Raw genomic sequence first — 26981 nt, 5'->3', positions numbered from 1 at the left:
CGTAAAAGACAATCCTTGAAGGACGTCAGTCAGGGTTAGGGTCACGCAGCCTCAAGACTCTTCTCATCATTACCGTCAGGGCCTTTGCCGTGTAAGTGCCAGTCGTAGACGGTGGAGACAGGGATGCCGAGGTAGTTCGCCAGCTCGGCGACATCCATCAGGAGCTCCAACGCCTCGGGGGAGACAGCGACTGAAGTTATTTTGTTCGTGTTCATATTCCGTGGGTGCGACCGACGCACCTAAGCAATCAAAGACGACTAATACTGACCTGCTCTCCTTGTACGGCAGGGCCGGCACTGGGTCTCCAAGGAGAGGGGTAAAACGTAAGTTTTCGGCGGGCTGTTCACGTAACCCAGCAGGGCGCGGATCGAGAGAAAACCGGGAAGTGTTTTTCCTCTTCACTGCGCGCGATTTTCCTCCAGTTCGCAGAAATCAGCACTCACCGCTTGGCGGGGATTTAGGTGACCGCGGCGCGTAGCGCGACCCTGCGCAGTCTCCTGAACCGCCAGTAGTCACCGCACTGTGCGTGGAAGTCATCGAGCGATGGCAGCAAGTTCTCGATGAAGCGGCTTTCGACACTGCATCGAGCATCCAGTCACTCTTAGCCGCAAGGCCCACGTACACGGGCATTGACGTGGCCACGGGCGGGAAGCTGACACGGTAGATCGTGTACTGAGGAACCGTGCATGAAATCCCCGCGCCCTGCCGGACATGCCTCAGTATGAGAGTTGTGACCGACACCGACACCGACACCGACACCGACACCGGCGCCGAGCGTGAGAAGCGGATGCGCAACCTCGTCGAGCTCGTCGTCGACCCTGTGCGCCGCTACCTGCACCGCCGCACCGACGCCGCGACGGCCGACGACGTGGTCGGCGACACCCTCCTGGTGTGCTGGCGCCGCCTCGACGAGGTGCCCGACGACGTCCTCCCTTGGGCGATCGTCGTCGCTCGACAGTGCCTCAGCAACGCCCAACGCGCCGAGCGTCGTCGCACCCGTCTCATCGGCCGCATCATCGCCATCGACCCGCCGCCGGACGCTGCGGATGAGAACCCCGCAGCATCCACCATCGATGGCACCGGCGAGGCGGCCCGCGTGACCACCGCTCTGGCCTGCCTGCGTCGAAACGACGCCGAGATTTTGCGGCTGTGGGCGTGGGACGAGTTGACGAGCCCGCAGCTTGCTGTTGTGCTCGGCATCAGCGCCAACGCAGCGGCGATCCGCCTTCACCGGGCCAAGGCGCGCCTCAAGCAGGAGCTACTGAAATCCGCCAACGCGACCGGACATATAACTTATGACGAAGGGAGCGACGATGCACGATGATGACCGTGCGCTGCGCGATCAGCTGCGCGCCGCCGATCCGGCCCGTGCGCTGCCCCTTGCCTCGCCGACGTGGCTCGACAACAGAATGGAGCAGATCATGACCGACCAGTCCACTACCACCACGACCGTCACCCCCGAGGCGCGGCGCCCTGCCTTTCGGCGGTGGATGCCGGTGGTCGGCGTCGCCGCTGGCCTTGCCATCGCCGCCGCAATCGTCGCGCCCGTCGTTCTCGGTGGCCCGGAACCCACCGTCGAGTCGCTGCTGCCTCCCATGGGCGGAGGCCTCGCGAGCGGAAGCTGCCTCGTGCTCGAGCCGGCGACCGTCGCGGCGCAGGAGCAGGCGTTCGCTGCGACGGTGCTGCAGATCCAGGGCGACACCGTTTTGCTGAAGGTCACGGAGCACTTCGCCGGCGACGTTGCCGAGCGCGTCGAGGTGGCACAGGTCGACGCGATGACCTCCGACTTCTCGGGCGTGCACTTCGAGGTCGGCCAGAGCTACCTCGTCGGCGCAGTCGAGGGAACGATCACCGGTTGCGGCGTCACCGGAGTCGAGAATGCCGAGCTCCGCGCGGTCTACGACACAGCGTTCCCTGGCTGATCCACGCGTTCGAGAGCGGTTGGCGGGGACAGTGCGTGGAATCGTCCCATCTGGTATCGGAACGCTATGGCGGTCAGTGCGACCGCTGTGGCGTTTCCCAGAAACACCACGGCACCAGCACCACGGCAACAACGCCGTGCGACTGGGCATGAGGCTTGGTCATTTGGAGCTGCGACGCTGATAGAGGAAGATTGTGGAGGCTATATCTTCCATACCCTCACTGGCAAGTTAGAAGTGTCTGACCCAGAATCGCCAGTCTGGCAGCCAAACGCCTCGAACAACTGGCAGACGCTCCGCAGCATCCGCTCATACAAGAAATCGCTCCTGAGAATTCTCAGGAGCGATTTCTTTTTGTTCCGACCGGGCCGTTTCGTGAACAGTTTCGCGAACGGCCTTTTGGTGGGCTGATCACGAAACCCGCCAGGGCACCGATCGCAGGACATTGCGAAATGCGTTTTCCTCCGCGGGGAGGAACTTTTTCCTCCACAGGTGTCGCCCAGCAGGCGGCAGCAGGCCTTCACCGGGAAACGACCTCCGCGAGGGTGTCGGTCACCGGTGGATCCTTGTGGGCCGGGGCAGTCCTCCTCGAGCAGTTTCACAGCACGTTTGAGAATCTCGACCTCGGTTTCGAGTTGCCGGATCTGCTTCTTCGCTTTCGCCAGCTCGATGCTCTCCGGGATGGCGATTCCGGGACGTTCTCTGCGGTCGATCTGGTCCTGGCGGACCTAACTGGATCGCGGCGGCACTGACGGATTCTCTTGGTCATTTCGCATGGCCGCTAACACATGATGACAGCGTCTCACCTCCACGACATTCTGGATAAAACACAGTGGTCAGAGACCGAGCAGGGGGTACGTTCGATTCAACAGATCGAAAACCGCTACGGGCGTACGGCCCGTCGGCGCTGAATGAAATGGAGCAGCACCATGGCAACAATTCTCTGGATCATTGCAGTAATCCTCGTAATTGCAGGAATTTTCGCGCTATTTCGACGCCAGATTCTCTGGGGTATTGTGCTCATCGTCGTGGGACTATTGGTTGGTCCAGGTGGCGTGAGCCTTTTCACTTGAGACTGCGGATCGAGTAGCCGTTTCGGGGCGTAGCGGAGCTCCGGAACGGTTTCGGCGTGAAGGATCCACTGACGCTCTTCGTTGTCTGAGCTCGGCAAGACGTCCAGGAGGTGTTAGCGCCAACCGAAAATATGGACATTTGTGCGGCGGTGTCTTGGCCCTATTTTCAGTCGGTGTGAACACGCAGAATCGTAGGTTGCGTCTTGCAAGCCATGGGTTATGAGGTACTTAGGTTCCGAGACACGTTACGGTAGCCGTGGATGATGTCTGCGACTATGTGCGGCGCGTACCCGGTCGCAGAGCTGCGATTTTGCGAAGATAGTCCTTATGTGAGGCTTGGATCTGACGGAGGCTGCCACCGAAGTCGCTGCCATGCCCTGCACAGACGGACTCGCACCTTTAGACGCAACGCCCGAGAACGCTGCCCCAGCAGTCGTGCGCCGCAGCTGCATGCATCAGTCGACACCACGATAATCCGAGGAAAATCATGAAGAAAATTTCTGCACTCTGCTCCGGAATAACCGTCATTTTCTTCTTGACTGGCTGCGCTGGCCAGGTGAGCGGTGAGGCAGCGTCTTTAACTCCGTCGCCCACTAGTGCCGCTGATTCTTCGGCTTCCGCTTCGCTCGTAGCGCCTGATCCGGGGGAGTCGGACCCCACCGGCGAAGCATCGGTCCCCGCACTCGATGCGGATGTGACGCCGATGCCCGGCGGAGCCGCTGAGTGTGACGGAGACGACCTGGGTATTTCTATCGCCGCACAGCCGATGGCCAGCGGAGCCGGTTCGTTCTTCTCCGAGATCACGTTTACTAACACCAGCGGCGACGCCTGTTGGGTCGAGGGACCTCCTTCCATCTTCAACCTCGCGGACAGCGCTACAGGGGCGGTCGTCGGGAAGCGTGCGGCAGACAGCGGCATGCCGGAGTTGGTGCAGCTCGCTCCTGGCGCGTCTGCTTACAGCACTATCCATTTCAGCAATGCCGGAGCGTACGACTGTGACACCGTCGTCGCCGATGTGGCCAAAGTGAGTCCGCCCAACTGGGATTCGTCACGGACCATAACGCTGGAAAGTCCCGTCACCGTATGTAACACACCCGCTACCTACACGGTGTCGTGGATCAGCGCGACCAGTCTCTTCTGATCTAAAGGCATGGGCAGCGACTGATTACGCCTGTCGCGAACTAGTAGACAACCGGGTCTTATGCCAAGTATCGGTCACCGGCTTGTCAGGAATGTCCTCTTCTAAGATCGGCCTTTATACAGTCGCACGATACCGACAATGATCAAGACAACAGCGGCAACAGCGCCAGCAAACAAAACAGCAACGGTTGGACCAGCGATGTCCGGATTGACGATGAAGATGAGGCCCGCGGCGAGCAGAACGACCAGAGGCGTGTGCTCTGATCGCGGCCAGCGACGCTATGGACGCTCAGGTCCAAATCGAGGGCCTGACGGTCAAGAGCTCCCGCGGGCAGTCAGCCGCTCAACCGCTTCTCGCCGAGTCGTGCCTGGGTAGAATCGGAGCCCTGGCCGCCTTGCGCTCGTTGGGCCTGGCGAAGGATCAGACCGCGGCCTCCGCAGCCGGTGCCGCCCTGGTATCTCGCCGGTGGCACGCGCCGAATGCCACCGGGCTCCGACGGTGATCCGCACCCGCCCGACTAGCCGCGCGACTCCCGGCCTGGTCCTTACACCTACCGGCCCACTGTGCCCAGGAGCGATTTCTTTTTGTTCCGACCAGGCCGTTTCGTGAACAGTTTCGCGAACGGCCCATCTGTCGGGCTGACAGGATTTGAACCTGCGACCCCTTGCAGAATCAGGGCGATTCTGGACGTAACCGAATGTCTCGGGAACTCGCGAATTCCCTTGATTTTGCAGGGAACTGGGTGGTTCACTGCTTCCGAGTGTACGCGTCTATGTTCGGTCGGTCACGGTTGATTCAGGTGGGTTAATGATGGCCGCTAGCGTTACACAACGTTGTCTGGCCTCTTGGAGTCGACGGACTGCCAAGGCTCTCAGGTCGTGTACCAACTCGTGTCCGTAGCGCGTGCTTTTCAGGCGCGCGGGACGTAGCGCCTCGGCGCGAACGCCCGGGCGACCAGGGCGCGCAGGCTTTCGAGGCTTCCGGTGACCAGGCCCTGCGCGCGCGCCTGCACCAACACGTTGCCAATCGCCGTCGCCTCAACCGGACCGGCCAGCACGGGCAGCCCCGTGCGATCGGCGGTGAGCTGGCAAAGCAGTTCGTTTTGAGAGCCGCCGCCGACGACGTGCACGGTGTCGATGCTGGTTCCCGAGAGTTCGGCGGCGACCCGCAGCGTGTGCGCGTAGGCATCCGCGAGGCTTTCGACGATGCTGCGCACGAGCTCGACGGGCGTCGCCGGCTCGCGCAAATCGTGCTCCCGGCAATAGTCGCGAATGCGACTCGGCATGTCGCCCGGCGGGAGAAAGCGCGGATCATCCACATCGAACACGATGACCGGCTCACTCCACGCGCCGGCCTGGGCCAGCAGGCCGGGCAGATCGAAGGTCTGCCCGGCCAGCTCCCAGGTGCGCAGCGATTCGCTCAGCAACCACAAACCCATGACGTTGCGCAGGTAGCGCACCCGTCCGTCGACACCGCCCTCGTTGGTGAAATTCGCCGCCCGGCTCGCCTCGGTGAGCACCGGCCCGGCTAGTTCAACACCGACGAGCGACCAGGTCCCCGACGAAATATAGGCGGCATTACCCGAGATCATCGGCACGGCCACCACAGCGGATGCCGTGTCATGCGACCCGACGGTCATCACGTCGATGCTGTGGCCGGTTCCGATCTCGGTCAGTACCTCGGGAAGCACCGAACCCACCCGGTTTCCCGCATCGACCAACCGCGGAAACAACCCGCGCGGCAGCCCGAGCCGGTCGATCAGCTCGTCGTCCCATTCTGTGCCCGCAACATCGACCAGCCCCGTCGTCGAGGCGTTCGTGCGCTCCGCGATCTTCTCACCGCTCAGCCAATACGTGATCAAATCTGGAATAAGCAGCATCGAATCGGCGTCGTCGAGCGCGCCGTCGAGTTGGTCGGCGGCCAGCTGGTACAGCGTATTAAAGGGGAGGAATTGCAAGCCGTTGCGTCCGTAGAGCTCAGGCGGTGGGGCGATCGCATGCACGGTGGTCACCCCTGCCGCGGTGCGGGTGTCGCGGTAGTGAAATGGGTTGCCGAGCATCCGCTGCCCGCGCAGCAGCGCATAGTCGACCGCCCATGAATCCACGGCTACACCGAGCAACTCCGGTTCCTCGCGTACGGCCGAACGCAGGCCGTTGATGGCACCGCGATAAAGGTCGAGAATGCTCCAGTGCAGCCCATCGATCGTACGCACCGGGCTGTTCACGAACCTCGCCACCGAGCGGATGTTCAGTTCGTTGTGTCCGACATGACCGAGAATGACCCGCCCGCTTGACGCGCCGAGGTCAATCGCCGCGACCGTGCCGGCGTTCATGCGCCACGTTCCTTACCGAGAGCGGTCGCAAGGAACACGATTGCCTTGCAGAATGACCGCTCTTGTTTATATCGGGCGCAGTTCCCGGCGAACATGGACATTTCCATCAGCGCAAGAACGCGGCGGCCACACCGGCGTCGACGGGAATATGCAGCCCGGTTGTGTGGCTCAGGTCGCTCGTGCAAAGCACGAACACGGCGTTGGCGACGTTTTCCGGCAGCACCTCACGCTTGAGCAGCGTGCGCTGGGCGTAGTACTTGCCGAGGTCCTGCTCGTCGACACCGTATACCGCGGCGCGCTTGGCGCCCCAGCCGCCGGCGAAGATGCCCGAGCCGCGCACGACGCCGTCGGGGTTGATGCCGTTGACCTTCACGCCGTATTCACCGAGCTCGGCCGCGAGCAGCCGCACCTGGTGGGCCTGGTCGGCCTTCGTCGCCGAGTAGGCGATGTTGTTTGGACCGGCGAAGACCGAGTTCTTCGAGGAGATGTAGATGATGTCACCGCCGAGCTTCTGGTCGATGAGCACCCGGGCCGCCGCGCGCGACACCAGAAAGGAACCCTTGGCCATCACATTGTGCTGTAAGTCCCAGTCGGCGACGGTGGTCTCGAGCAGCGACTTCGACAGCGACAGCCCGGCATTGTTCACGACCAGGTCGAGCCCGCCGAAGGCGAGTACGGCGGCGTCGACGCCGGCCTGCACCTGCTCTTCGTCGGTGACATTGGCCTGCACGCCGATGGCGACGTCCGTGCTGCCGATCTCGGCGGCCACGGCCTGTGCTTTGGCCAGGTCGAGGTCGGCGATGACGACGCAGGCGCCCTCGGCGGCCAGGCGGGTGGCGATGGCCTTGCCGATGCCGGAGGAGGCGCCGGTGACGAGCGCGACGCGGGTGGCGAGCGGCTTGGCGGCGGGCATTCGCTGCAATTTGGCTTCTTCGAGCGCCCAGTACTCGATGCGGAACTTCTCGGCCTCATTGATCGGGGCGTAGCTGGAGAGTCCCTCTGCGCCCCGCATCACATTGATGGCGTTGATGTAGAACTCGCTCGCGACGCGGGCGGTTTGCTTGTTCGCGCCATAGCTGAACATGCCCACTCCGGGAATGAGTACGACGAGCGGGTCGGCGCCGCGAATCGCGGGTGACTTCGCCGTCTTGTTGCGGTTGTAGTAGGCCTGATAATCAGCGCGATATTCCTCGTGCAGGGTCACCAGGCGAGCGAGCGATTCTTCAACGGATGCCCCGCTCGGCAGGTCCAGCAGCATCGGCTTAACTTTGGTGCGGAGGAAATGGTCCGGGCAACTGGTGCCGAGGGCGGCCAGCCGCGGGTGCTCGGCGCGGGCGAGAAAGTCGAGCACCTCGGGGGCATCGGTGAAGTGCCCGACCTTGGGGGCGCCGGTGGAGACCAGCCCTCGAATCGTCGGCGCGAGAGCGGCAGCGCGCGAGCGGCGCTCGGCCGGCTCCAACGCGGAAAATCCGTCAAGTAGCGGCCCGAACGGCTCCGGCCGCGAGTGCTCCTCTATATAGGAGGCAGCGGTGTCGATGATCCAGAGCGAGTTCGCCTCGGTGGCCTCGCTCGTGTCTCCCCAGGCAGTGATGCCGTGACCGCCGAGAATGCAGCCGACGGCCTGTGGATTGGCATCCTTGATCGCGGAAATGTCGAGTCCGAGCTGAAAACCGGGGCGACACCAGTCGACCCAGGCCACTCTGTCGCCGAAGATCGTCTGTGTGAGCGCTTCGCCGTCGGCCGCGGTCGCAATGGCGATGCCGCTGTCGGGATGCAGGTGGTCGACGTGCGCCGCGTCGACGAGGGCGTGCATAGCGGTGTCGATCGACGGCGCCGCTCCGCCCTTGCCATGCAGGGTGTAGTCGAACGCGGCGACCATCTCGTCTTCACGATCGAGGCCGGGGTAGACGTTCTTCAGCGCCAGCAGCCGGTCCATGCGGAGTACCGCGAGTCCCTTCTCGGTGAGCGTGCCGAGGTCTCCGCCGGAGCCTTTCACCCACAACAGTTCCACGGCCTCACCGGTGACCGGGTCGGTCTCCGTTCCCTTGGCCGAGGTGTTGCCGCCGGCGTAGTTCGTGTTCTTTGGATCGGCGCCGAGGCGATTCGACCGGGCGATCAGTGCTGCTGCGTGGGGGTTGGTCATGACATTCTTCCTAGCTACGGTCAAACGGATGCGAAACGGTCGGGTAGATCCTGCAGCTGCCGACAACTGTTGCTCGTGCAGACAGCCGCAACTATTGGCCGGAGGCCGGAGGCCGGGGCGGGCTACGCGCCCCAGCCGGCCTGGCTGCCGCCGACCCGTTCGGCGGCGATTTTCGCCTGGTAGCCGGCGGCGGCGTAGGCGGTCATCGGGTCGCCGGCCAGTCCCCGGCTCTCCCGCCAGGCAGCGAGGTTGGGGCGCACGTCGGTGTAGAAGGCGTCCATCAGAATGCCGTTGGCGCCGAGCACGTCGCCGCTGTTCTGCGCGAGGGTGAGCGCGTCCTGGTCGACGAGCAGCGCGCGGGCGGTCATCTCCTGCACGTTCAGCACGGAGCGAATCTGCCCGGGAATCTTGTCTTCCACGTTGTGGCATTGGTCGAGCATGAACGCCACCGTCGACTCCGGGCCGTAGCCGCCGCCCCGAATGACCTCGTACAGTATGCGGAACAGCTGGAACGGGTCGGCCGCGCCGACGATGAGGTCGTCGTCGGCGTAGAACCGCGAGTTGAAGTCGAAGGAGCCGAGCTTGCCGAGGCGCAGCAGCTGGGCGACGATGAATTCGATGTTGGTGCCGGGAGCGTGGTGACCGGTGTCGAGGCAGACGCTGGCCTTGTCGCCGAGCGCTGCGACCTGCGCGTAGCTGGTTCCCCAGTCAGGAACGTCGGTGTGGTAGAAAGCGGGCTCGAAGAATTTGTACTCGAGCACGAGCCGGTGCTCATCGCCGAGGCGGGCATAGATGGCGGCGAGTGATTCGGCGAGGCGGTCCTGGCGGCCGCGAATATCGCCCTGGCCGGGGTAGTTGGTGCCGTCGGCGAGCCAGATCTTAAGGTCGGTCCCTCCGGTCTCGTGCATGATCTCGATGCACTCGAAGTGGTGGTCGATGGCCTTCTGTCGTGTCGCCGCGTCGGTGTGGGTCAGGCTGCCGAACTTGTAGGCATCGTCCTGAAACGTGTTCGAGTTGACGGTGCCGAGCACGAGACCCTGGTCGGTTGCGAACGCGCGCAGGGCGGCGTAATCGTCGACCTTGTCCCAGGGAATGTGCAGCGCCACCTTCGGCGCCAGGCCGGTGTAGGCATTGACCTGCGCCGCGTCGCAGATCTTCTCCTGGATGGTGCGCGGGGTACCGGGCGTTCCGAACACCTTGAACCTAGTTCCGGAATTACCGAACGCCCAAGAGGGTAGCTCGATGGCCTGCGCCTCGAGTTGGGTGAGTACGGCAGCACTGATGGTCACGAGGTACTTCTTTCTGTAGCGGTTGTGGTGAGGACGTCGAGCTGGTCTTCGAGGTGAAAGACTTCGGTCAGTTGCAGAAACCCGGTGTCGGGGGAGCCGTTGAGTGCGACAAAAAATTCACTCATCTCGGCCTGCCAGCGCGCGTTGACGGCGGTTGCCGCCATGCCAGCCTGAGCGGATGCCAGATCCGCTGTTTCGAAATAGCCGATCAGCAGTCCGTCCTGCCGAAGAAACAGCGAGTAGTTGTTCCAGCCGGTGGTTTTGAGCGCCCGGAGCATTTCGGGCCAGACTGCCGCGTGGCGCTCGCGATACTCGTCGATGCGTTCCGGCTTGACGTGTAACGCAAAGCACACGCGGCGTGCGGCGGTGTTCGTCATCGGTGACTCCTCCAGGAGTAAATGAATCGTTTCAATTATGGAGTGTAGGATGCCGGGTAGCAAGACCGGATCGAGCGGAGCCCGCTTCCGGCGCGCGGTTCAGGCGCTAGACGAGCGCGACATGGCGGTGCTCGATTCCCAGCAGGCTCGCGGCAGCCTTGATGTCGTCGGCGCGGTGGCCGAGGCTAAGTGCCCAGTGGTGGCCGATGCCGGTTTGGCTCCACTCGTCAACCCAGCGACCCGGATCGCCGCCGAAGTCGACACGGGAGGTCGTGTTGCCGATCGCGAGCAGCGGACCGGGCACGACCGTACCCTCCGAGGTGACGAAGACGTAGCGCCCGTCGGGGTCTTGTCCGACACCGAAGGTCGTGACAGGTCCGGGCTGCACATCGAACTCTACCGACACGCCCCAGCCGCGTTTTCCGTGGTAGACGCCGAGCCCGCGCAGTAGGGGTTCCCGTGCGCTCACGGCGAGGTGGGCGGGCCCGTCGTGCCCCATCTCCACGACGTTGTCGAAGAAGTTGAGCGCCTGAATTTCGGTAAATGACCCGCCGGCTCCGATGGCCTGGCTGGACAGCATCGCGATCGAGGTGCGCAGTTCGTATTCACCCGCCATCGGAATTCCACGGGCGGTCAGCAGCGAGGATCCAAGAATCAGGCCGGCGCCGAGCCGTTCGTGCTGTTCGCCGGCCAGGCCTCGATGGTAGTAGGCGACCGAATCGAGGTCGAAGTCTGCCACCAACCGGTCCAGCCCGACCGAAACCTTGGCGCCCCAGGCGAAGTCCTCCTGTTGGACCGAATCGTCGACCTTAAACAGTTGCGACGCGAGGTGCATGCGTTCCCGCACCGCGGCATCCGTTACCTCGTCGACCCGCACACGCAGGTCGTCGAACTCGAGCACCTCGACGTGAGAGCCGAACGTGGTCGACACGCTGGTGAGATCGGTCGAGACATCGAGCATACCGGGGTAGACGTGGCCCATGAGACCGTGGCGGGCGGTGCGCAACGTCGCTCGGACACCGGCCGCATGCACCCACGAGATTATGCGGTCCCAGGCGCTGTCCTGCTGCAGATAGCCGGAGACCGACCGAAACGGAATGCCGGCCCGCCGAAAGACGTTGGCGACCTCGGGAACCGGGCATTGACCGCAGTAGGCGAGCCACTGGCCGGTATCGAAGGTGGCATGGTTCATCGCTTCGGTCGGCTGCAGATCGATGACCAGTACTGGGGTGTGCGACTTCTGGGCGATCGGCAGCACCATCGACGAGGTGAGGTAGGTGGCAAGGAAAACCACGATGAGGTCACAGTCCGCAACGCGTAGCTTCTCCGCGGCCGTCTGGGCATCCGGAGCGTCGGAGATGAACCCGGCATCGATCACGTCTGCGTCAAGGGCCGTAAACCGATCGGTGACATACCGTGCGGAGTCCTGTAGCAGGGGGAGGAGATCGGGAAATTGCGGCCAGTAGGCGCCCAGTCCGCCGGAGACCAGGCCGATTCGGGTACGGCGACGCGTTTTGGGCTCGAGCAGGCCGGTGGGAAGAGCGCGCCCACCGGTCACCGTAGCGGCGTTCGATATCGTGGTGTTCGTCATGGATCACTCCTGCCTCTGAAGTTCGTGAAGTTGGGCGGTCGAGGGCTGTGGAACGGATGCCGCAGTATCCGTTCCACAGCATCCGCTGCCTGTGAGGACTACTTAGAAGTCGTAGTCATCAATGTTGTCGGCGTTGAACGTGGTCGGCGGGCCGACGATGACGATCCCGTCGGCACCCACCTCGCGCTCACCGAGGTCGCCGGCGTCGAAGGTGTCGCCCTCGGTTCCGGTGATGGTTCCGTCGGCGAGAGCCTTGCCGGCGAACGCGGCGACGTAGCCGAGCTGTGCCGGGTCCCAGAGGGCGAACGCGGTGACGGTGCCGTCCTTGACGAACGGGCGCATTTCATTGGGCAGCCCGAGCCCGGTTAGCGCGACGGTGCCCTTGTAGTTCGAGGTGGAGAGATAGCGTGCCGTGGCCGCGATGCCGACTGTGGTCGGAGAGATGATGCCCTTGAGGTTCGGGTAGGCCTGCAGCAGACCCTGGGCCTCCTGGAACGACTTGGTGTCGTCGTCGTCACCGTAGACCTTGGCAACGAGGGAGATTTCCGCGTATTCCGGGTTGGAGGCGAGCTCCTCTTCGATGAACTTAATCCACTCGTTCTGGTTGGTCGCGTTGGCTGTGGCCGAGAGAATCGCGATTTCTCCCGATCCGCCGATCTGCTCGGCGAGCAGCTCGATCTGAATCAGCGCGACGTCTTTTGCGATGACCTGGCTGATGAACACGTCTCGGTACTTGGGGTTGGTGTCTGAGTCGAACGCCACGATTTTGGCGCCGGCAGCGCGCGCTTCCTCGAGCGCCGGACCGACGGCATCCGGGTCGTTGGCAGCGATCACGATAACGCTGGTGCCGGCCTGGGTTTCGGCATTGATGAAGGAAACCTGGCTGGACGCACTCGCTTCGAGCGGCCCAACCACCTCGGTGGCGGCGAAGCCGGCGGCGGTCGCGCCATCCTCTCCTCCGCCGAGAACCACATCGGTGTACGGGTTGTTGAGCTGCTTGGGAATGAAGGTGATGCTGAGATCTCCCTCGGCTCCGCCTCCGGTGCCGGCGTCGCCGCCGGAGGCGCACCCGCTCGCGACGAGGGCGACAGATGTGGCGACGGCCGCGAAGGCGAGGAGGCGGCGAGTGCGCCTCGTCTTGGTATAACGAATGAACTCCATTGTCATTTCCTTTCCTGAACGCCGGATGCTGTGGCGCGGGTTGCTCCCGAGGCCGATGCCTGGGGAAGAGTGCGGCGGTGTCGCCGGGTATGAAGCCATTTCGTGACGCCTTCGAAAATGCTGGGGGCGACCACGGAGGCGATGAGCAGGGTGCCGGTAACGATAATCAGCACCACGTCGGAGATTCGTCCCAACCGCAAGGTAAAGTTGATCGTTCCGATCAGCAGTACTCCGGCGATGGCACCGGGAATCGACCCCTTGCCGCCGAAGATGGAGACACCGCCGAGCAGCACGGCAGCGATCACCGTAAGTTCGAGGCCGCTGGCGTTGTCGCTGCGGGCGCTCGAGTAGCGCAGGGTCCAGTAGATACCAGCCAGCGCCGAGACGGAGCCCGATGCGACATAGAGCCAGAACTTGGCTCGTACCACTTTGATACCCACGAAGATGGCAGCTTCCTTGCTATATCCGAGGGCAAACAGGCCACGACCAAACGGAGTGAGGTGCAGCACTACGCCAAAGATGATGGCGACGAGGATCACTCCGATCATGACCGTGGGTATTCCGGTGCCGCCAATTTTCGAGGTGAAGAAGCTCGTGAGCGCTGGCGGGAAGTTGGCTACTGCGTTGTCGCCGATCACCACGAGCGCCAGGCCGCGAAAGAGAGCTAAAGTACCGATGGTCACGGCCAGAGAGGGGAGGCCGAGAACCGCTACGAGCAGACCGTTGAAAGCCCCGGCAAGTACTCCGGCGAGCAGGCTGATGATGAGCACAGGCCCGATATCGAGGCCGGCGCCCCAGAGCACCCCCATCAAGGCGCTCGTGAGACCGGCGATACTCGCCACCGAAAGGTCGATCTCGCCGGTGATAATCACTAGGGTCATCGGCAGGGCGATGAGCAGCGCAGGAATTACATCCAGGAGCAGAAAACCGGTTGAGACCGGGCTGGCGAACCGGGGAATGAATAGCGCTGCGTAGATGACGAACGCGACGAGGGCGTAGATCATCACGGTATCGCGGCTGAGCAGGATTCGTGCGATTCCGGTTCGGCCACCCACGGATGGCACTGCGGCCGTGCGAGTGCCCGATTGGTTGGTCGCGGTCGGGAGTAATTCGGTCGGAGGGTTAAACATCGCGTGCCTCACTGAGTCGGAGCTTCTTCGCTGTTCGAATGCGGGCGATTCGATCGATGACGATCGCGGCGAGGATGAGCAGGCCGACAATGGCCTGCTGCCAGAATTTGTCGACGCGAATGGCGGTCAGTGCGCTCGTGATCGTGGTCAGCAGCAGCGCGCCGATCGCCGCTCCGATCACGGTTCCACTGCCACCGAAGATCGCGACGCCGCCCACGACGGCGGCGGCGATGATGTCGAATTCGAGGCCGGTACCGGTCGTTGCCCCGACCGAGTTAAACCGGCTGGCGTAGAGCACGCCGGCGAGACCCGCCAGCACTCCGTTACTCAGAAAAGCGAGGAGCACGCGGCGAGTCACCGGAATTCCGAACAGTTTCGCCGCTTCCGGGTCGGAGCCGATGGCGTAGAGGTCACGGCCGGGACGGGTGGACGCCATGAAAATGGCGACGATGATGACGACGACGATCGCGATCAGGGTGATGAGGGGAAACCCGGCGATGGTGTCGACCGACAACGCGCCGAAGCTATGCGGTCGGTCTCCGGCAAAGTACTGCGTACCGCCGGCCCAGGCGTTGTTCAGACCACGGTAGATGTAGAGCGTGCCGAGGGTGATCACGAGGGATGGCACTTTGGCGACGGTGACCAGACACCCGTTGATGCTGCCGAGCAGGGCGCCGAGTGCCATTCCCGCGAGAAACACCAGCACAATGGGAATGCCCGGAAAAGTCACAAACAGGGTTCCAGTGCTGAATGCAACAATTCCGAGGATCGATCCGATGGACAGGTCAACGTTGCGGGTGACGATCACCATCGCCTGACCGACGGAGAGGATGATGACGATCGTCGCGTTCAGGAGCAGGTCTTTTACGCCCTGCTGGCTCAGGAAGAGCGGATTGGCCATGTAGGTCAGGGTGACTAGAACGATGAGGGCGAGCGTGACCGGGATCTCCCGCAGCCGCAGAACGGCAGCGAAACCGTTCGCACGCCGGGTCGTCGTCTCGGATGTTGCCGGTGGTGAGGTATCGAGGGTCACAGTGAATGCTCCAATTTTGCGGTGGCCGCGTGCATGACCGACTCGGCCGTCGCATCCGCTCGGGCGAGTTGTGCCGTGATGCGGCCTTCGTGCATGACGAGGACCCGGTCGGCCATGCCGAGCACTTCGGGTAGTTCGCTGGAGATCATGAGAATCGCGATGCCGCGCCCGGCGAGGTCGGATAGCAGCCGGTGCACCTCGCTCTTGGTGCCGACGTCGATGCCGCGCGTGGGTTCGTCGACGATGAGAAACGACGGTTCGGTGGCCAGCCATTTGGCGAGCACAACCTTTTGTTGGTTGCCACCGGACAGCGTGGAGACCTTGTATTCCTGGGATCCCGTCTTGACCTGCAGTCGGGTGGTCCACTCTTCTGCGGCCCGACGCTCGGTTGTTCCGTTGATGAGGCCGAACCGCGACAGGCGGTTGCGCAGGGTCAGAGCGGCATTGCGCGCCACCGAGAGGTCCATCACAAGGCCCTGCTTGCGACGATCCTCTGGCACGAAACCCATGCCGGCATCGATCGCGGCCTGCGGATTGCTCGGCTTGACCTGGGCGCCGTGCAGTTCTACCGAGCCGTGATCGTAGGGATCGATGCCGAAGACGGCGCGAGCGACTTCGGTGCGACCGGCGCCTACGAGACCGGCCAGGGCCACGATTTCGCCGGCTTTGACCTCGAAGCTGATATTGGTGAAGACACCGGTACGGGACAGGTCCGAGACTTTGAGCACCGTCTTGCCCACATCGGCGATCACCTTGGGAAACAGGGCGCCAATGTCCCGACCGACCATCTCGCGCACGATCTGGTCCGTGGTGACCTCGGTGGTCTGGTGGGTCGTGATGTACTCACCGTCACGCATTACGGTGATGCGATCACACAGTGCGAAGACCTCGTCGAACCGGTGCGAAATGAAGAGGATGCCTGCACCACTCGTCTTCAGGGCGCGCGCCACCTGAAACAGCCGCTCGACTTCAACGCCCGAGAGAGCCGCCGTCGGTTCGTCCATGATGAGTACACTCGCGTCGAGGGAGATAGCCTTGGCGATCTCGATGATTTGTTGATCGGCGATTGAAAGTCCCTCGGCGATCCGGTCCGGCTCGATGCGCACGCCGAGCCGTTCGAACAGGGCGCGAGCCTGGTTGCGCATGGCCGACCGGTTGATCAGGCCGAGCGCGTTCTTGGGCTGGCGCCCGATGAAGATGTTTTCCGCGACCGTGAGATCGGGAAAGAGTGTTGGTTCCTGATAGATGACGGAGATGCCGGCTGCTTTGCTGTCGGCGACGGTGCGAAAGGTCACCGGACGTCCCTTGACCAGAAAGTCACCGGCGTCGAGGCTGTACAGTCCCGCCAGAATCTTGACCAGGGTGGACTTGCCCGCGCCATTCTCGCCGACCAACGCGTGGATTTCCCCGGGGAGAATCTCGACCACGCCATCGGCGAGTGCGATGACCGGACCGAAAGCTTTCGCCGCCCCGCGCAGCGACAGTAGCGGTGTCATCGACCGTTTGACAGTCGGTTCAGGGCTGATGCTCATCTTGGCGTCGTGCCTCCACGTTCAGGGAAAAAAACTAAGTGAATCGTTTCATTTCGGTTGCCATGTGAATACTATGGGGAATGTCGATCAACCGTCAACAACGAACTTGAGGATCGTTTCCCAATCGAAATGAATTGCCATTTGTGGGGTTGATTCGTTTCAGCCTGATCGGGGCCGACCAATAGGCTGGGACAAAGATCCCCGAAGCCAGCCGGCCAGTAGAGGAGTCAACGTGGCATCGATCAGTGTCAACGACGTCGCCGCCGCCGCCGGAGTGTCGGTGGGCACGGTGTCGAACGTGTTGAACCGGCCCGACAAGGTTTCGCCGGGAACAGTCGCTCGGGTACGGGCGGTCATTTCCGATTTGGGCTTCGTTCGAAACGATGCTGCCCGCCAGTTGCGCGCCGGCCGCAGCCGAAGCCTAGGACTCGTGGTGCTCGATGTCGCCAACCCGTTCTTCACCGATCTTGCCAGGGGTGCCGAAGCTCGAGCATCCGAAGAGGGACTGTCGGTTCTCCTCGGCAACACCGACGATAACTGTGCGCGGGAGGCCGCCTACCTCGACTTGTTCGAGGAGCAGCGCGTGCACGGGGTGCTGATCTCGCCCCTTGGTGACATTAGCGAGCGGCTTACTCTTCTGAGGTCCCGCGGAACGCCGACCGTGTTGGTCGATCGACAAACTGAAGACCATAGTTTTTCCTCGGTTGCGGTCGACGACGTGGCGGGCGGGCGCCTCGCTGCGCAGCACCTGGTGGACATCGGCAGAACGCGCATCGCCTTCGTCGGCGGGCCGAGCAATATTCGGCAAGTGATCGACCGGCTGCAAGGTGCCCGCGAGGCTGTCGCGGAGCATCCGCTTGCCAGTATCGACGTCGTGCATACGGACGCGCTCTCAGTGTTGGCCGGCCGCGCCGCCGGCCAACAGATTCTGGACCGCGCACCGGGTGAGCGGCCTGATGCAATCTTCGCCGCCAACGACCTGCTCGCCATCGGGGTGCTGCAGGCGCTCAACATGCGCGGCGACCTGCTCGTGCCCCGCGATATCGCATTGATCGGCTACGATGATATCGCCTTTGCCGCCGCCGCCGTTGTACCGCTGTCGTCGATTCGCCAGCCGAGCGCGCTGATCGGCTACACCGCCGTCGACCTGCTGCTGCGCGAGGCCGAGGGCGGCGACGCGTTTGAGCACGAACATATCGTGTTTCACCCTGAACTGGTCGTTCGCGAGTCCACCGGGGCTTGAGGTCTGCATCGGGGCGGAATCGTTATGCCCAAAATTGGAGCGGAAGGACCTCGAAAAACGTAGGGATACTTCTTCCGACGTGCGATTTCTCTGCTGCCGACTTGAGCAAACACGAGCTTTAAGCTCGCACATAGCATCGGACCGTCGTGCTTGCGCCTGGCCTCTTTGTGCGTGCGAGCACACGGGGCTCTGCGATTAAATCGGCTCTTTAGAATCGCCATGTCCGTGGCTAGGTAGAGGTCCCCAATTGGACTGGAGAGAGCACCAGAGATTTGGGCTCTCCTGACGTAACCGTGGGTCGTTTCCGAGCGCCTTAACGAGTGCACGCCGCTCTCCGTCTAGGTTTCAAACTGACAAAGGCAAGAAACACAGGGACGAGAAAACGGCGTGCAAAACTCAACACTATGGCGAACTCTGCTCGGAGTCGACGAGACCATCGCCGAAGCGGTCAATCTCAACGTGGACACCGGCATTCTGGTCGCATCGGTGCGACCAACGGCGTCGATGCGGAACCGCTGTGGATCCTGCCGAAAACGCTGCACCCGCTAATACGCTGGTGACGGTCGCCGCCACTGGCGGTCGCTGGACGCTGGCTCGGTGCAAATTCAGTTAGAAGCCGCGGCACCACGGATGAGTTGTGGTGAGCACGGCGTTACCGTCGCTGCCGTCCCGTGGGCTCGGCATCAAACCGGGCACACGCTGTTCTCTGACGACCAGATCGCGTGGTTGGCCACGCAGACTTCCAAAACGGCGATCACTGTGTTGATGCGCATCGTGTGGCGCGCTATCGGGGCGATCATCACCCGGGTCTGGGCTGATATTGATAAGCAGGTCGATCAGTTCGCGGACCTGAACCGGATGATTGCGCGCGGCGTGGCACGCGCAATGAGGCAGGACCGGCAACTTCACAACCGCGCCCCGGCCGGCGGACGTACAAATATCGTTGACGACGATCGTTTCGGGTACTCTTAATTGTCGTTTCTCACCTGTGTATTTTTCTGGCGCAGGGCAGCCGCCGGGCGATTCAGTATGTCGACTGTCGGATTGAAGCTCAGTATTACGTCACGCCCGAGAAATGGGCAACTCAACCGGCAAATCAAATGGAATACAAAAAGTCCCGATAAATCTTGCGGTCTACCGGGACATTTTCGTTTCGTCGGGCTGACGTGATTCAAACACGCGACCCCTTGCAGAATCGAGGCAATTCTGGACGCGACCGAATGTCTCGGAACCTCGCGGATTCCCTTGATTTTGCAGGGAACCGGACGGTTCAATACCTCTGAGCGTACGCCGACATTCTCAATCGTTTGCGGTTGATTCAGGTGGGTAAGTGCTGGGCATGGAGGCGTCTCCGAACGGGAAATGACTCATGCGAGTTGGGCGAGATCCATGGTGACGACGACGACGTTCAGCGCGGCGGCATGTGTTTCAAGTTGCTGGACATCACCGTCGCTTCAGTCAACCGGATTGCCGTTAGGTCGAGAAGCACCTGCGGCCCGGTCTCGTCGACGCCGAGGGCGCCCGAAACCACGGTGTTGAGGCGCAGTCCCTCTTAGGCGATCACGCTGGCCCCCGCGCAGATACTGGACGCGGTCAGGTCGACGCAGGCAGTACTGGCTGGTGCCGCGTTGGGCCAGGTAAATGCGGTAGGTGCCCCGCCGCTCGACAGCCCGACCCCAGTGGGCTTTGGACAGCGCGGCTGGCCACGGCGGCAGATATACGGTCGAAAATTCCTCGGTGGGTGCACATGCGGGGTGTACCCCAACTAGGCGGCAGTCGCTCATATCAAATATTGTCAGGATAGAGTCATGTTTTGATTGATGGACACCCCTCCTGGCGGGGTCTTAGACTTCAATCTGACAGAACAGGGGAGAGAGTCGCATGGCGGGTCAACGAGTTGGGTATGTGCGAGTGAGTACTCTCGATCAGAACACTGTTCGTCAGCTTGCTGGCGTCGAGGTCGATCGGGTGTTTGAGGATAAGGCGTCGGGGAAGGATCAGAACCGGCCCGAGCTGGAAGAGATGATCAAGTTCGTCAGAGATGGCGATACCGTTCTCGTGCATTCCATGGATCGCCTGGCCCGCAACTTGGATGACCTCCGCCTGATCGTGCGCCGGCTCACGGCGAAGAAGGTCCGGGTCGAGTTCGTGAAAGAGCAGCTCTGTTTCACGGGCGACGACAACGCGATGGCGAACCTGCTCTTGAACGTTATGGGGGCGTTTGCCGAGTTTGAGCGATCTTTGATCCGTGAACGTCAACGTGAGGGCATCACTCTGGCCAAGAAGCGTGGTGTCTACCGCGGCCGCACCCCATCCTTGGATGTGGTCCGTGCAGCCGAGCTGCGGGTGAAGGCTGCTGCGGGCGTGCCGAAGTCTGTTCTTGCTCGCGAGTTTGGGGTCAGCTGCGAAACCGTCTACGTCTACCTTCGCGCCGCGGGTTGAGCTGGCTGTAGACGATTCGGTGTGGTTAGAGGTGGATGCCTGCGGTATCGATCAGTTCGACCCAACGCGTTCGACGCTCGGCGTCTTCCCGGATGGCTGGGGCTGGGGCGTAGACGTCTGCTTCGGATAGGGCGGTCAGGTTGAGCCCGGTGAGGTCGATGATGTCCACGATGGGTACTTGGTAGGTGCGGTATGGTCCAAGCGGTGGGGGAGTGCCGTACATGAGGGCTGGGGCGCGGACCGTGTCAAGGTCGATGTCTTCTAACTGTGGACTTTGGTCGAGGACGAATCCGGCAGCATGCAAAACGGTGGAGCCTTTTNGCGGTATATCGGATCCTCGGCGGAGAGTACGGGGGCGGTGAAAACGCTGAGGCGGTTACCGTTGGTGCGTGCGTAGGTGAGGACGTGGTCCTCGAGGCCGAGCCAGAGTTGTTTCGATTGGTTAAAGGCTCCGGCTTGCGGGGCGGCGTTGGTGTAGGCGAAGGTATCGTAATTCGCTCGCCGGGCTGTCGTTGCGTCGCCCCAGACCGGGTCCAGGCGGCGGACGAGGTGCCCGCGGTCGAGATCGTTTCTGGCATAGAGAGCCTCGCCGGCCTGTTCGTAGAGCGGGATCCGCGAGTCGAGGTGCCAGCCCTCGCCTCGGTCAACGGTAACGAGGCGATCCCCGTCGATGTTGACGCCGGTCGCGATCGCGAGGCGCCGCGCGGGGCCTAAGAGCACGGTGAAATGTGTGTAGAGCAGTTCACGAATCAGAGTTCCCGCGGGAGGGGCCGGGAGAGGCAAAGGGATCTGGAGGAAATCGGCGTTGTAGCCAGCAGGATAAAGTAGCGCGGCGTTCATGGTGATAGTCAAGCAGCCAGAGCGAGACTGCCCCCGGTTTGGTTGACTCCTGACCTGTGGAGATTCGTCTTCGCTGGAAGGATGTCATCATGCCCAAGTCCTACCCACCCGAGTTTCGCGGTGATGTCGTCGCGGTCGCCAGGAAGCACGAAGCCCCGCTGCACCAGATCGCGAAGGACTTCGGCATCTCGGAGTCCTGCCTAGCGAACTGGCTGAAAAAAGCCGACGTCGAAGAGGGAGTGAAGCCCGGCGTGACCGAGAAGGAGTCCGCGGAGCTCCGCCCGCTCGTCGGGCTCAACCAGTGCCAGCAGCGCGTCACTGAGTCCCGGGTCCGTGATCGTCTGCCGTTTCCGCCCCGCGCTGCTCTCATAGACCCGAGGCGAAGGATCACCACCAGCCTCCAATTCAGCCACGCCCCGGGACACCGTGCCCGGGCTGGCCCCCGCCGTCCGAGCAACGAGTTTGATGCCGCCGTGCCCCAACACTCGCGCTTCCGCGCCCAATGTCAGGCGCCGTTGGCGCTCATCCAGATGCGACAATAACGACTCAAACTTCGCCCGCAACACCGCCTCAACCTCTGCATCAATTGCCGGAGCACAACGATAAAACAAAAACCATGAAACACCGGCTTATTTACTGGCGAGTCCTAACGCATCGTTCCGCTGGGCTGCCCGCTGGTGGGACTACCCAGAAGCGCTCACCCGAATTGATGCCCTGTTACGCGCTTGGGGTTCGCGCGAGAATTGGCTCTGTTTGGGCGTAATTTATCCGTAGTCTTCTGCTATGGCAGAGATAACGGAGTTGGCAGGGTACGGCGAGCGTCTTAGGACGCCGAAGCAGTCGAGCCGCTACGTTGTCAGGCCGAGTACGCTGATTATGAGGCGGCCGTCGTCGGTGATCTTGTCGGGAGTCCACGGCGGCATCCAGACCCAGTTGATCCGATAGCGTTCGACAACGCCAACGAGCGCCTGTTCGGTCTGTTCCGCAAGCACGTCCTGCTCGGGGCAGCCAGCCGAGGTGAGCGTCATTTGGATGACGAGCGTGTCGGTGTCGTCGTCCCAGGCCAAGCCGTAGATCAGGCCGAGATCAACGACATTGATGCCGATCTCCAGATCCTTCACGTTCTTGAGTGCTTCTTCGATGTCATCCAGACGGGTCGGACTGAGGGCTGTTATCATGCTCCCAGCCTACGGTCCAAGCGGGGTAGTCGCGCGCGATCGACGCGACTAGCTCATCAACACGACGTTAACCGGGGTCTCGCCGCGCAGCATCCGTTCTATTTGCTCGCGCACGAGCTGGCCATGCGCGGCAGCATCGCGCTCGAGGCGCCGCCGACGTACGGTGAGATCAGCACATTGGGCAGTGCGAAGAGTGGATGCCCGGCCGGCAGTGGCTCCGGAGCTGTCACGTCGAGCGCGTACCCTAGTACTACAGTCGCGTTTATTCCATTGTCTTCGGCGTGTTTCAGATGATCGGGCTATTCATCTGACCGGACTAGGCTGGGGCTGGGGCGGCGTTTCGGCCCGTGGTGGGCGTGCACTATCCGCGGTCTACCGGGGAGTTCCAGTCCTGGTTCGCGACCGATGTCGACTGTCTGGACTATGGACTCGCGCGAGAATTATTTCTGTTTGGGAGTCATTTATCCGTAGTCTTCTGCTATCGCAGAGATAACGGGGTTGGCGGGGTTCGAGGCGGGGCTGGTCGTTGATGGGCGGGTGCGCGCCAAGGGCGCGGGTCGTCCACCGGTGGAGCGGATCGATCCGCAGGTGTGGACGGCATTGGATGCGCTGGTGGATCCGGTGACCCGGGGGATCCGATGTCGCTGCTGCGGTGGACGACGAAGTCGGTGGACAGGTTATTGAAGGACCACGGTTACAGTTTGCAGGCCAACGCCAAGAAGCTCGAGGGAGCCCAGCACCCGGACCGCGATGCCCAGTTCGGGTACCTCAATGCCCAATTCGGCGCGTTCGCCGAGGCTGGGCTGCCGGTGATCTCGGTCGATTTGAAGAAGAAGGAAACGTCGGGCGGTTCTCCAATCGTGGTGCGGAGTACGCACCCCGCGGCGCCCCGGAGGCGACCAATACCTACGACTTCATCGGGGAACTGGGCAAGGCAGCACCCTACGGGGTCTATAGTTTCGGCACGAACACCGGCGGGGTCAACGTCGGTACCGCCCTCGATTAACAGCGCCCACGCGGGGAAAGTCCGATCGGACTGAGCAGTCGGCGCGCTACCAACCGATTAGGACTCACTCATCTAGCAATGCTCAACCTCGGCGGTCACAAACCCGTGTTCCCCGGCCGGATTAATCCAAAAATCATCCACAGATGGAGCAGGAGAGCCCAGTCATTGGGCAGCTCCTGACGTGTTGTGCGCCGTGTCTAGGAGCTGGGCGCCGCCGATATTCCAATCGGTCGACCTGGCGGGTGGAAAGACCGGGTCCCGGGTCTGGTCTGTTGCGCCCAAACTAATCATTTGAGTTGGCAAAATGCCAATCCACTTAAACGTCGACGTTTGTCCCATTTTTCATGATGTGGCCGAAACCGGCCAGCACGGCTACTTTTCGTAGGCGACCGTCGTCATCATTCCGGATTCGGAGTGGTATACGTTGTGGCAGTGCAGCATCCACTGACCCGGGTTGTCGGCGTCGAAAATCACGGACAGTGTCTGCCCGGGAACCACAATGGAGGTGTCCTTGCGGGGACCACCGCCCAGATGCTGATAGGTGTGTCCGTGTAGATGCATCGGGTGCCACATTGTTGTGGTGTTGACGAAATCGATCCCGACGCGTTCCCCGGCACGGATGATTCGCGCGTTGTCGAGCGGCTTGGCCATATTGAATGGTCGTTTGTCGAGCGCCCAGTCGTAGCTTGCCATGCCGCCCGTGAGACGCACGGTCAGTTGCCGGTCGATATCTTTGACGGGCAGCGCGACCTCCGCGGCGGCGGCGAGCTGATCGGCTGTTCCGACCTGTCCGGTGAGTTCGGACACCGTGACGTTTGAAGCGGGCGCCGTGGCCCATGACGCGGTTCGAACAAGAGCAAACCCACGGGCCTTTTTCCCCTCGGCCTCGGCGACGAAGGGGAAAGCGCCGTCGCCGAGCGTGACGAGCACGTCGTAGCGTTCGCCCATTCCGAGCAGGATACTGTCGACGTCAACGTGCTCGACCGGGTAGCCATCGGTGTGAGTGATCGTCATGCGGTGCGATCCGAGGGCGACACGGAAGGCGGTGTCACCGCCCGCATTGATCAGCCGGATGCGAATGCGCCCCCCCGGGCGCGAACGGAAAGTCTCCGGGTCGGCGGCCGGCCGGCCGTTGACGAGGTAATGCGGATATTTCACATCACCGGCGTGCCCGCGGAGCAGCGATGATCGCGCATTCTGCATTATGTTGCTCTGGCCCTGCGGTGTTTCGCTCATGCCTTGGGAGAGTTCAGCGAATATTTCGGGCGGCGTAGCGCTCACGCCATCGATCCAATCATCGAGAACGACGACCCATTCGTCGTCGTAAACCAACGGTTCGTGCGGGTCCTCGATGATTAATGCGCCCAAGAGGCCCCGGTCGCGCTGCGTACCGACGTGCGGGTGGAACCAGTACGTGCCGGCATTGGGCGTCAAAAATTGATAATTGAACTCGGACTGGGGAGGGATCGGATCTTGGGTGAGATGGGGCGCACCGTCCATGTCGTTTCGTAGCGCGATGCCGTGCCAGTGCACCGTCGTCGCTTCCGGCAACTCGTTCACGACGCGGGCCCTGATCAGATCGCCCTGGGTGGCACGAATCGTTGCGGCCGGGAGCGCGCCGTAACTCCAGGTCGCGGCGAGCGTACCGGCCAAATCGACGGTAGTCGCGCTCGCTCGCAGGCCGACCTCAACGGAATTCCCCGACGAGAACCTGCGTTTCTCCGCAGCCCGAACGGCAGCGGACTGCGGCGATAACAGTTGTGGCTGCGGGCTACATGCGGCGAGAGTAAGAAGAGCCGCGGCGGAAAGCCCGGCGCCTAACACCGTTCGCCGGGTCACCGCGGTCGGCATACGAGTCATTCGGGACGAACCGGCACTTTGTTGCGGATGCCGACGATGACGAAGGTCAGGGCTGCGATGAACTGGGCTGCGAGCCAGCCCTCCCCTTCGAAGGGGAGGACCACGACGGGGCTCCAGAGCACGGCGATGGGCGCCAGTAGCACCAGCCACCACCATGTTTTAACCTGGATAACAAAGACGCAGAGGATGAGCGCGAGAATACTGACGGCGTATCGGATGATGGTGAAGCCTTCCCCATCGACGAGGACGAACCCGGCTAAGAGCACCAACGCTCCCAACAAGCCCGGTGCAAGCCCGGCGCGCGCAAACGTTGACGCGGCGGGGGTGCCAGAGGCACGTCTCTTGGTGCTCTTGGTGCTCTTGGTGCGCATATTCTTGAGCCTATCGAGAAGGTGGAACGAGAGAATTGATCGGTGATCACCGTTGATGTTAGTGATGGTGGCGCGGGAAGAGTGCGGCGCTTGGTAGCGCTTGCCCGGACGGTTAGTGGCTACTCGGCCAGAGTCTGATCGAACGCGGCCCGGAGGTCATCAGTAGATTCGATGGTGAGTTTGTCGTTGTTGACGAAGAATGTGGGTGTTCCTTCCACACCGAGCCCCTGGCCGGCGTCGAAGTCTGTTTAGACCCGTTCTCGGAACGCGACTGTAGTCCTAGGCCGATCATCGGATCGTAGCTACCATCGGACCTGTCGCGGCAACCGCGTAAGCATTCATTTGGCCTCGTCGTCACAGCGGTAGAGTTCGACGCCGCCCGGCCGTAATACGTCAGTTCCGCTGGGAGCAATCTTGACGTTTGCGACCACGACAGCGAAGTACGGCAACAGAATCGCACCGAGCGCACACAACACGAGCCACCAGCCCTGTACGAACAGCATGAGCACAATACAGACGACACGGATTCCCATGGCCATCGAATATTTGATCATCCGGTTGCGTCGTTCGGCCTCCGGGGAAACGGGGAGTGAGGTGATCGACTGCTGCTTCATAGGTCCATCCGGTTCGTCAACGGTGGAAAATCCATCACATCAAGGCTACGTTCGCACAGTGGCATGGGTGCACCAGAAAAATAACACCCCCGTCATGCGGCGGGTGCGCCCGTATGGTGAATTGAGACAGACGTTAGGAGAATCTGTTTCATGACTAATCGTCGTAAGTTCAGCGCCGATTTCCGGGTCGAGGCCGTCGAGCTGGTGATTTCATCGGGCCGGCCGATCGCTCAAGTGGCGCCCGAGATCGGGGTCGTCGAGGGAACGCTGGGCAACTCGGTTCGCGTCTGGAAAGAGAAACATCCCGAGGCCGGCGGTGCTGGCGAACCGAGCCCGGTCGAGTGGGCCGAATGCAAGGCTTTACAAGCTGAGAATGCTGAGCTGAAAAGGGAGAGCGAATTCCTGGGTTATCCCGAGGTCCGGATTATGCCGATGTTCGCGTAGTGGTGCTGATCGGAGGCTATTTCCGCAGGGAAAGCTCGGCATAATCCGGTTATAGGTTCTCCAGGAAACTTAGGACTATCGTCGCGCACGGCGCTCACAGACGGGCTGGACATGGTGATGATTCCTGATTCTCGCCCTACGTCACACGGCGGAGTTGCTATTAGCTGCTGGCCTCACCCAACCCTGACGGTAATGATGAGAAGAGTCTTGAGGCTGCGTGACCCTAACCCTGACTGACGTCCTTCAAGGATTGTCTTTTACG

The 26981-nt window shown here is 62.1% G+C and carries 25 protein-coding genes and 4 pseudogenes; 11 read left to right on the top strand and 18 right to left on the bottom strand.

Annotated elements, in window-relative coordinates; translation table 11 throughout:
• Nucleotides 1-41: 41 nt before the first annotated feature.
• On the bottom strand, nt 42-215 hold the full coding sequence (locus CXY71_RS20540; RefSeq protein WP_158252955.1) for a helix-turn-helix domain-containing protein: 174 nt from the start codon (nt 213-215) through the stop codon (nt 42-44).
• Nucleotides 216-730: 515 nt separating this feature from the next.
• Here CXY71_RS20540 and CXY71_RS02910 point away from each other — a divergent pair.
• The 4 genes from CXY71_RS02910 (at nt 731) to CXY71_RS02895 (ending at nt 4133) form a co-directional block, all read left to right on the top strand.
• Nucleotides 731-1324, top strand: a complete 594-nt coding sequence (locus CXY71_RS02910; RefSeq protein ID WP_199184188.1) for an RNA polymerase sigma factor — start codon at nt 731-733, stop codon at nt 1322-1324.
• Nucleotides 1314-1922 carry a hypothetical protein gene (locus CXY71_RS02905; protein WP_146071582.1) on the top strand — a complete coding sequence of 203 codons (609 nt, stop codon included), beginning with the start codon at nt 1314-1316 and terminating at the stop codon, nt 1920-1922. The genes CXY71_RS02910 and CXY71_RS02905 overlap by 11 nt, the downstream gene beginning before the upstream one ends.
• 926 nt (nt 1923-2848) lie before the next feature.
• On the top strand, nt 2849-2992 hold the full coding sequence (locus CXY71_RS21380) for a GPGG-motif small membrane protein (protein WP_166786221.1): 144 nt from the start codon (nt 2849-2851) through the stop codon (nt 2990-2992).
• 487 nt (nt 2993-3479) lie between these two features.
• Nucleotides 3480-4133: a DUF4232 domain-containing protein gene (locus CXY71_RS02895; protein WP_104134193.1), complete on the top strand. Its 654-nt coding sequence runs from the start codon at nt 3480-3482 to the stop codon at nt 4131-4133.
• A gap of 910 nt (nt 4134-5043) precedes the next feature.
• On the opposite strand, the gene CXY71_RS02885 is transcribed toward CXY71_RS02895, so the two are convergent.
• From CXY71_RS02885 to CXY71_RS02845, 9 genes are all read right to left on the bottom strand, one after another.
• A complete protein-coding gene (locus CXY71_RS02885) occupies nt 5044-6465 on the bottom strand; it encodes a rhamnulokinase family protein (protein WP_104134191.1) in 1422 nt (473 codons plus the stop codon).
• 106 nt (nt 6466-6571) lie between these two features.
• Entirely contained in the window at nt 6572-8608 is a 2037-nt protein-coding gene (locus CXY71_RS02880; protein WP_104134190.1) for a bifunctional aldolase/short-chain dehydrogenase, read from the bottom strand.
• Nucleotides 8609-8730: 122 nt separating this feature from the next.
• Nucleotides 8731-9897 (bottom strand): L-rhamnose isomerase, encoded by a 1167-nt coding sequence (gene rhaI, locus CXY71_RS02875; protein ID WP_199184187.1) that lies wholly within the window; start codon nt 9895-9897, stop codon nt 8731-8733.
• Nucleotides 9894-10274 carry an L-rhamnose mutarotase gene (locus CXY71_RS02870; protein ID WP_104134189.1) on the bottom strand — a complete coding sequence of 127 codons (381 nt, stop codon included), beginning with the start codon at nt 10272-10274 and terminating at the stop codon, nt 9894-9896. Before CXY71_RS02870 ends, rhaI begins: the two co-directional genes overlap by 4 nt.
• Nucleotides 10275-10380: 106 nt before the next feature.
• A complete protein-coding gene (locus CXY71_RS02865) occupies nt 10381-11865 on the bottom strand; it encodes an L-fucose/L-arabinose isomerase family protein (protein ID WP_104134188.1) in 1485 nt (494 codons plus the stop codon).
• Nucleotides 11866-11967: 102 nt separating this feature from the next.
• Nucleotides 11968-13026 carry a rhamnose ABC transporter substrate-binding protein gene (gene rhaS, locus CXY71_RS02860; RefSeq protein ID WP_104134187.1) on the bottom strand — a complete coding sequence of 353 codons (1059 nt, stop codon included), beginning with the start codon at nt 13024-13026 and terminating at the stop codon, nt 11968-11970.
• A gap of 2 nt (nt 13027-13028) precedes the next feature.
• Nucleotides 13029-14156, bottom strand: a complete 1128-nt coding sequence (locus CXY71_RS02855) for an ABC transporter permease (RefSeq protein WP_199184186.1) — start codon at nt 14154-14156, stop codon at nt 13029-13031.
• Nucleotides 14149-15189 carry an ABC transporter permease gene (locus tag CXY71_RS02850; RefSeq protein WP_233204351.1) on the bottom strand — a complete coding sequence of 347 codons (1041 nt, stop codon included), beginning with the start codon at nt 15187-15189 and terminating at the stop codon, nt 14149-14151. Before CXY71_RS02850 ends, CXY71_RS02855 begins: the two co-directional genes overlap by 8 nt.
• Complete coding sequence (locus CXY71_RS02845; RefSeq protein ID WP_104134186.1) at nt 15186-16721, bottom strand: sugar ABC transporter ATP-binding protein; 1536 nt, start codon at nt 16719-16721, stop codon at nt 15186-15188. Before CXY71_RS02845 ends, CXY71_RS02850 begins: the two co-directional genes overlap by 4 nt.
• A gap of 232 nt (nt 16722-16953) precedes the next feature.
• Between CXY71_RS02845 and CXY71_RS02840 the strand changes: the two genes are divergently transcribed.
• From CXY71_RS02840 to CXY71_RS02830, 3 genes are all read left to right on the top strand, one after another.
• Nucleotides 16954-17964 carry a LacI family DNA-binding transcriptional regulator gene (locus tag CXY71_RS02840; protein WP_104134185.1) on the top strand — a complete coding sequence of 337 codons (1011 nt, stop codon included), beginning with the start codon at nt 16954-16956 and terminating at the stop codon, nt 17962-17964.
• A gap of 630 nt (nt 17965-18594) precedes the next feature.
• On the top strand, nt 18595-18936 hold the full coding sequence (locus CXY71_RS02835; protein ID WP_104134184.1) for a helix-turn-helix domain-containing protein: 342 nt from the start codon (nt 18595-18597) through the stop codon (nt 18934-18936).
• A 909-nt stretch (nt 18937-19845) separates the two neighbouring features.
• Nucleotides 19846-20406, top strand: coding sequence for a recombinase family protein (locus CXY71_RS02830; protein WP_104134183.1), 561 nt, complete (start codon nt 19846-19848; stop codon nt 20404-20406).
• Between the two features lie 25 nt (nt 20407-20431).
• On the opposite strand, the gene CXY71_RS21735 is transcribed toward CXY71_RS02830, so the two are convergent.
• Complete coding sequence (locus CXY71_RS21735; protein ID WP_233204350.1) at nt 20432-20629, bottom strand: hypothetical protein; 198 nt, start codon at nt 20627-20629, stop codon at nt 20432-20434.
• A gap of 38 nt (nt 20630-20667) precedes the next feature.
• The gene (locus tag CXY71_RS02825; protein ID WP_233204349.1) at nt 20668-21246 is read right to left on the bottom strand and encodes a DNA/RNA non-specific endonuclease; all 579 of its coding nucleotides are present in this window, start codon (nt 21244-21246) and stop codon (nt 20668-20670) included.
• Between the two features lie 89 nt (nt 21247-21335).
• On the opposite strand from CXY71_RS02825, the pseudogene CXY71_RS02820 reads away from it, so the two are divergent.
• Nucleotides 21336-21485: pseudogene (locus tag CXY71_RS02820) on the top strand (transposase); the annotation flags it as partial.
• A 16-nt stretch (nt 21486-21501) separates the two neighbouring features.
• On the opposite strand, the pseudogene CXY71_RS21730 reads toward CXY71_RS02820, so the two are convergent.
• Nucleotides 21502-21833 (bottom strand): annotated as a pseudogene (locus CXY71_RS21730) (ISAzo13 family transposase); the annotation flags it as partial.
• 49 nt (nt 21834-21882) lie between these two features.
• Between CXY71_RS21730 and CXY71_RS22545 the strand changes: the two are divergent.
• Nucleotides 21883-22020: a DUF4913 domain-containing protein gene (locus CXY71_RS22545; protein WP_146072727.1), complete on the top strand. Its 138-nt coding sequence runs from the start codon at nt 21883-21885 to the stop codon at nt 22018-22020.
• A 74-nt stretch (nt 22021-22094) separates the two neighbouring features.
• Here the strand turns inward: CXY71_RS22545 and CXY71_RS02815 are convergent, their stop codons facing one another.
• Together CXY71_RS02815 and CXY71_RS02810 are read right to left on the bottom strand one after the other, a co-directional pair.
• Entirely contained in the window at nt 22095-22424 is a 330-nt protein-coding gene (locus CXY71_RS02815) for a metal-sulfur cluster assembly factor (protein WP_104134182.1), read from the bottom strand.
• Between the two features lie 48 nt (nt 22425-22472).
• Nucleotides 22473-22663 (bottom strand): annotated as a pseudogene (locus tag CXY71_RS02810) (NAD(P)-dependent oxidoreductase); the annotation flags it as partial.
• Nucleotides 22664-23024: 361 nt separating this feature from the next.
• Here CXY71_RS02810 and CXY71_RS02805 point away from each other — a divergent pair.
• Nucleotides 23025-23415: pseudogene (locus tag CXY71_RS02805) on the top strand (ISAzo13 family transposase); the annotation flags it as partial.
• 387 nt (nt 23416-23802) lie between these two features.
• On the opposite strand, the gene CXY71_RS02800 reads toward CXY71_RS02805, so the two are convergent.
• The 3 genes from CXY71_RS02800 to CXY71_RS02790 all read right to left on the bottom strand — a co-directional run bounded on the left by CXY71_RS02800 (nt 23803) and on the right by CXY71_RS02790 (nt 26275).
• Nucleotides 23803-25290, bottom strand: a complete 1488-nt coding sequence (locus CXY71_RS02800) for a multicopper oxidase family protein (RefSeq protein WP_199184185.1) — start codon at nt 25288-25290, stop codon at nt 23803-23805.
• A complete protein-coding gene (locus tag CXY71_RS02795; protein WP_104134179.1) occupies nt 25287-25661 on the bottom strand; it encodes a DUF6804 family protein in 375 nt (124 codons plus the stop codon). The genes CXY71_RS02800 and CXY71_RS02795 overlap by 4 nt, the downstream gene beginning before the upstream one ends.
• A gap of 338 nt (nt 25662-25999) precedes the next feature.
• Complete coding sequence (locus CXY71_RS02790) at nt 26000-26275, bottom strand: DUF3099 domain-containing protein (RefSeq protein ID WP_104134178.1); 276 nt, start codon at nt 26273-26275, stop codon at nt 26000-26002.
• A 150-nt stretch (nt 26276-26425) separates the two neighbouring features.
• Between CXY71_RS02790 and CXY71_RS02785 the strand changes: the two genes are divergently transcribed.
• Nucleotides 26426-26719, top strand: a complete 294-nt coding sequence (locus CXY71_RS02785; protein WP_104134177.1) for a transposase — start codon at nt 26426-26428, stop codon at nt 26717-26719.
• Nucleotides 26720-26981 lie beyond the last annotated feature (262 nt).

Source organism: Cryobacterium sp. Y62 (genome assembly GCF_002929785.1).
GTDB lineage: Bacteria > Actinomycetota > Actinomycetes > Actinomycetales > Microbacteriaceae > Cryobacterium.
The sequence above is the reverse complement of the archived record's forward strand: the minus strand, read 5'-3'. Positions and strand labels throughout refer to the sequence as shown.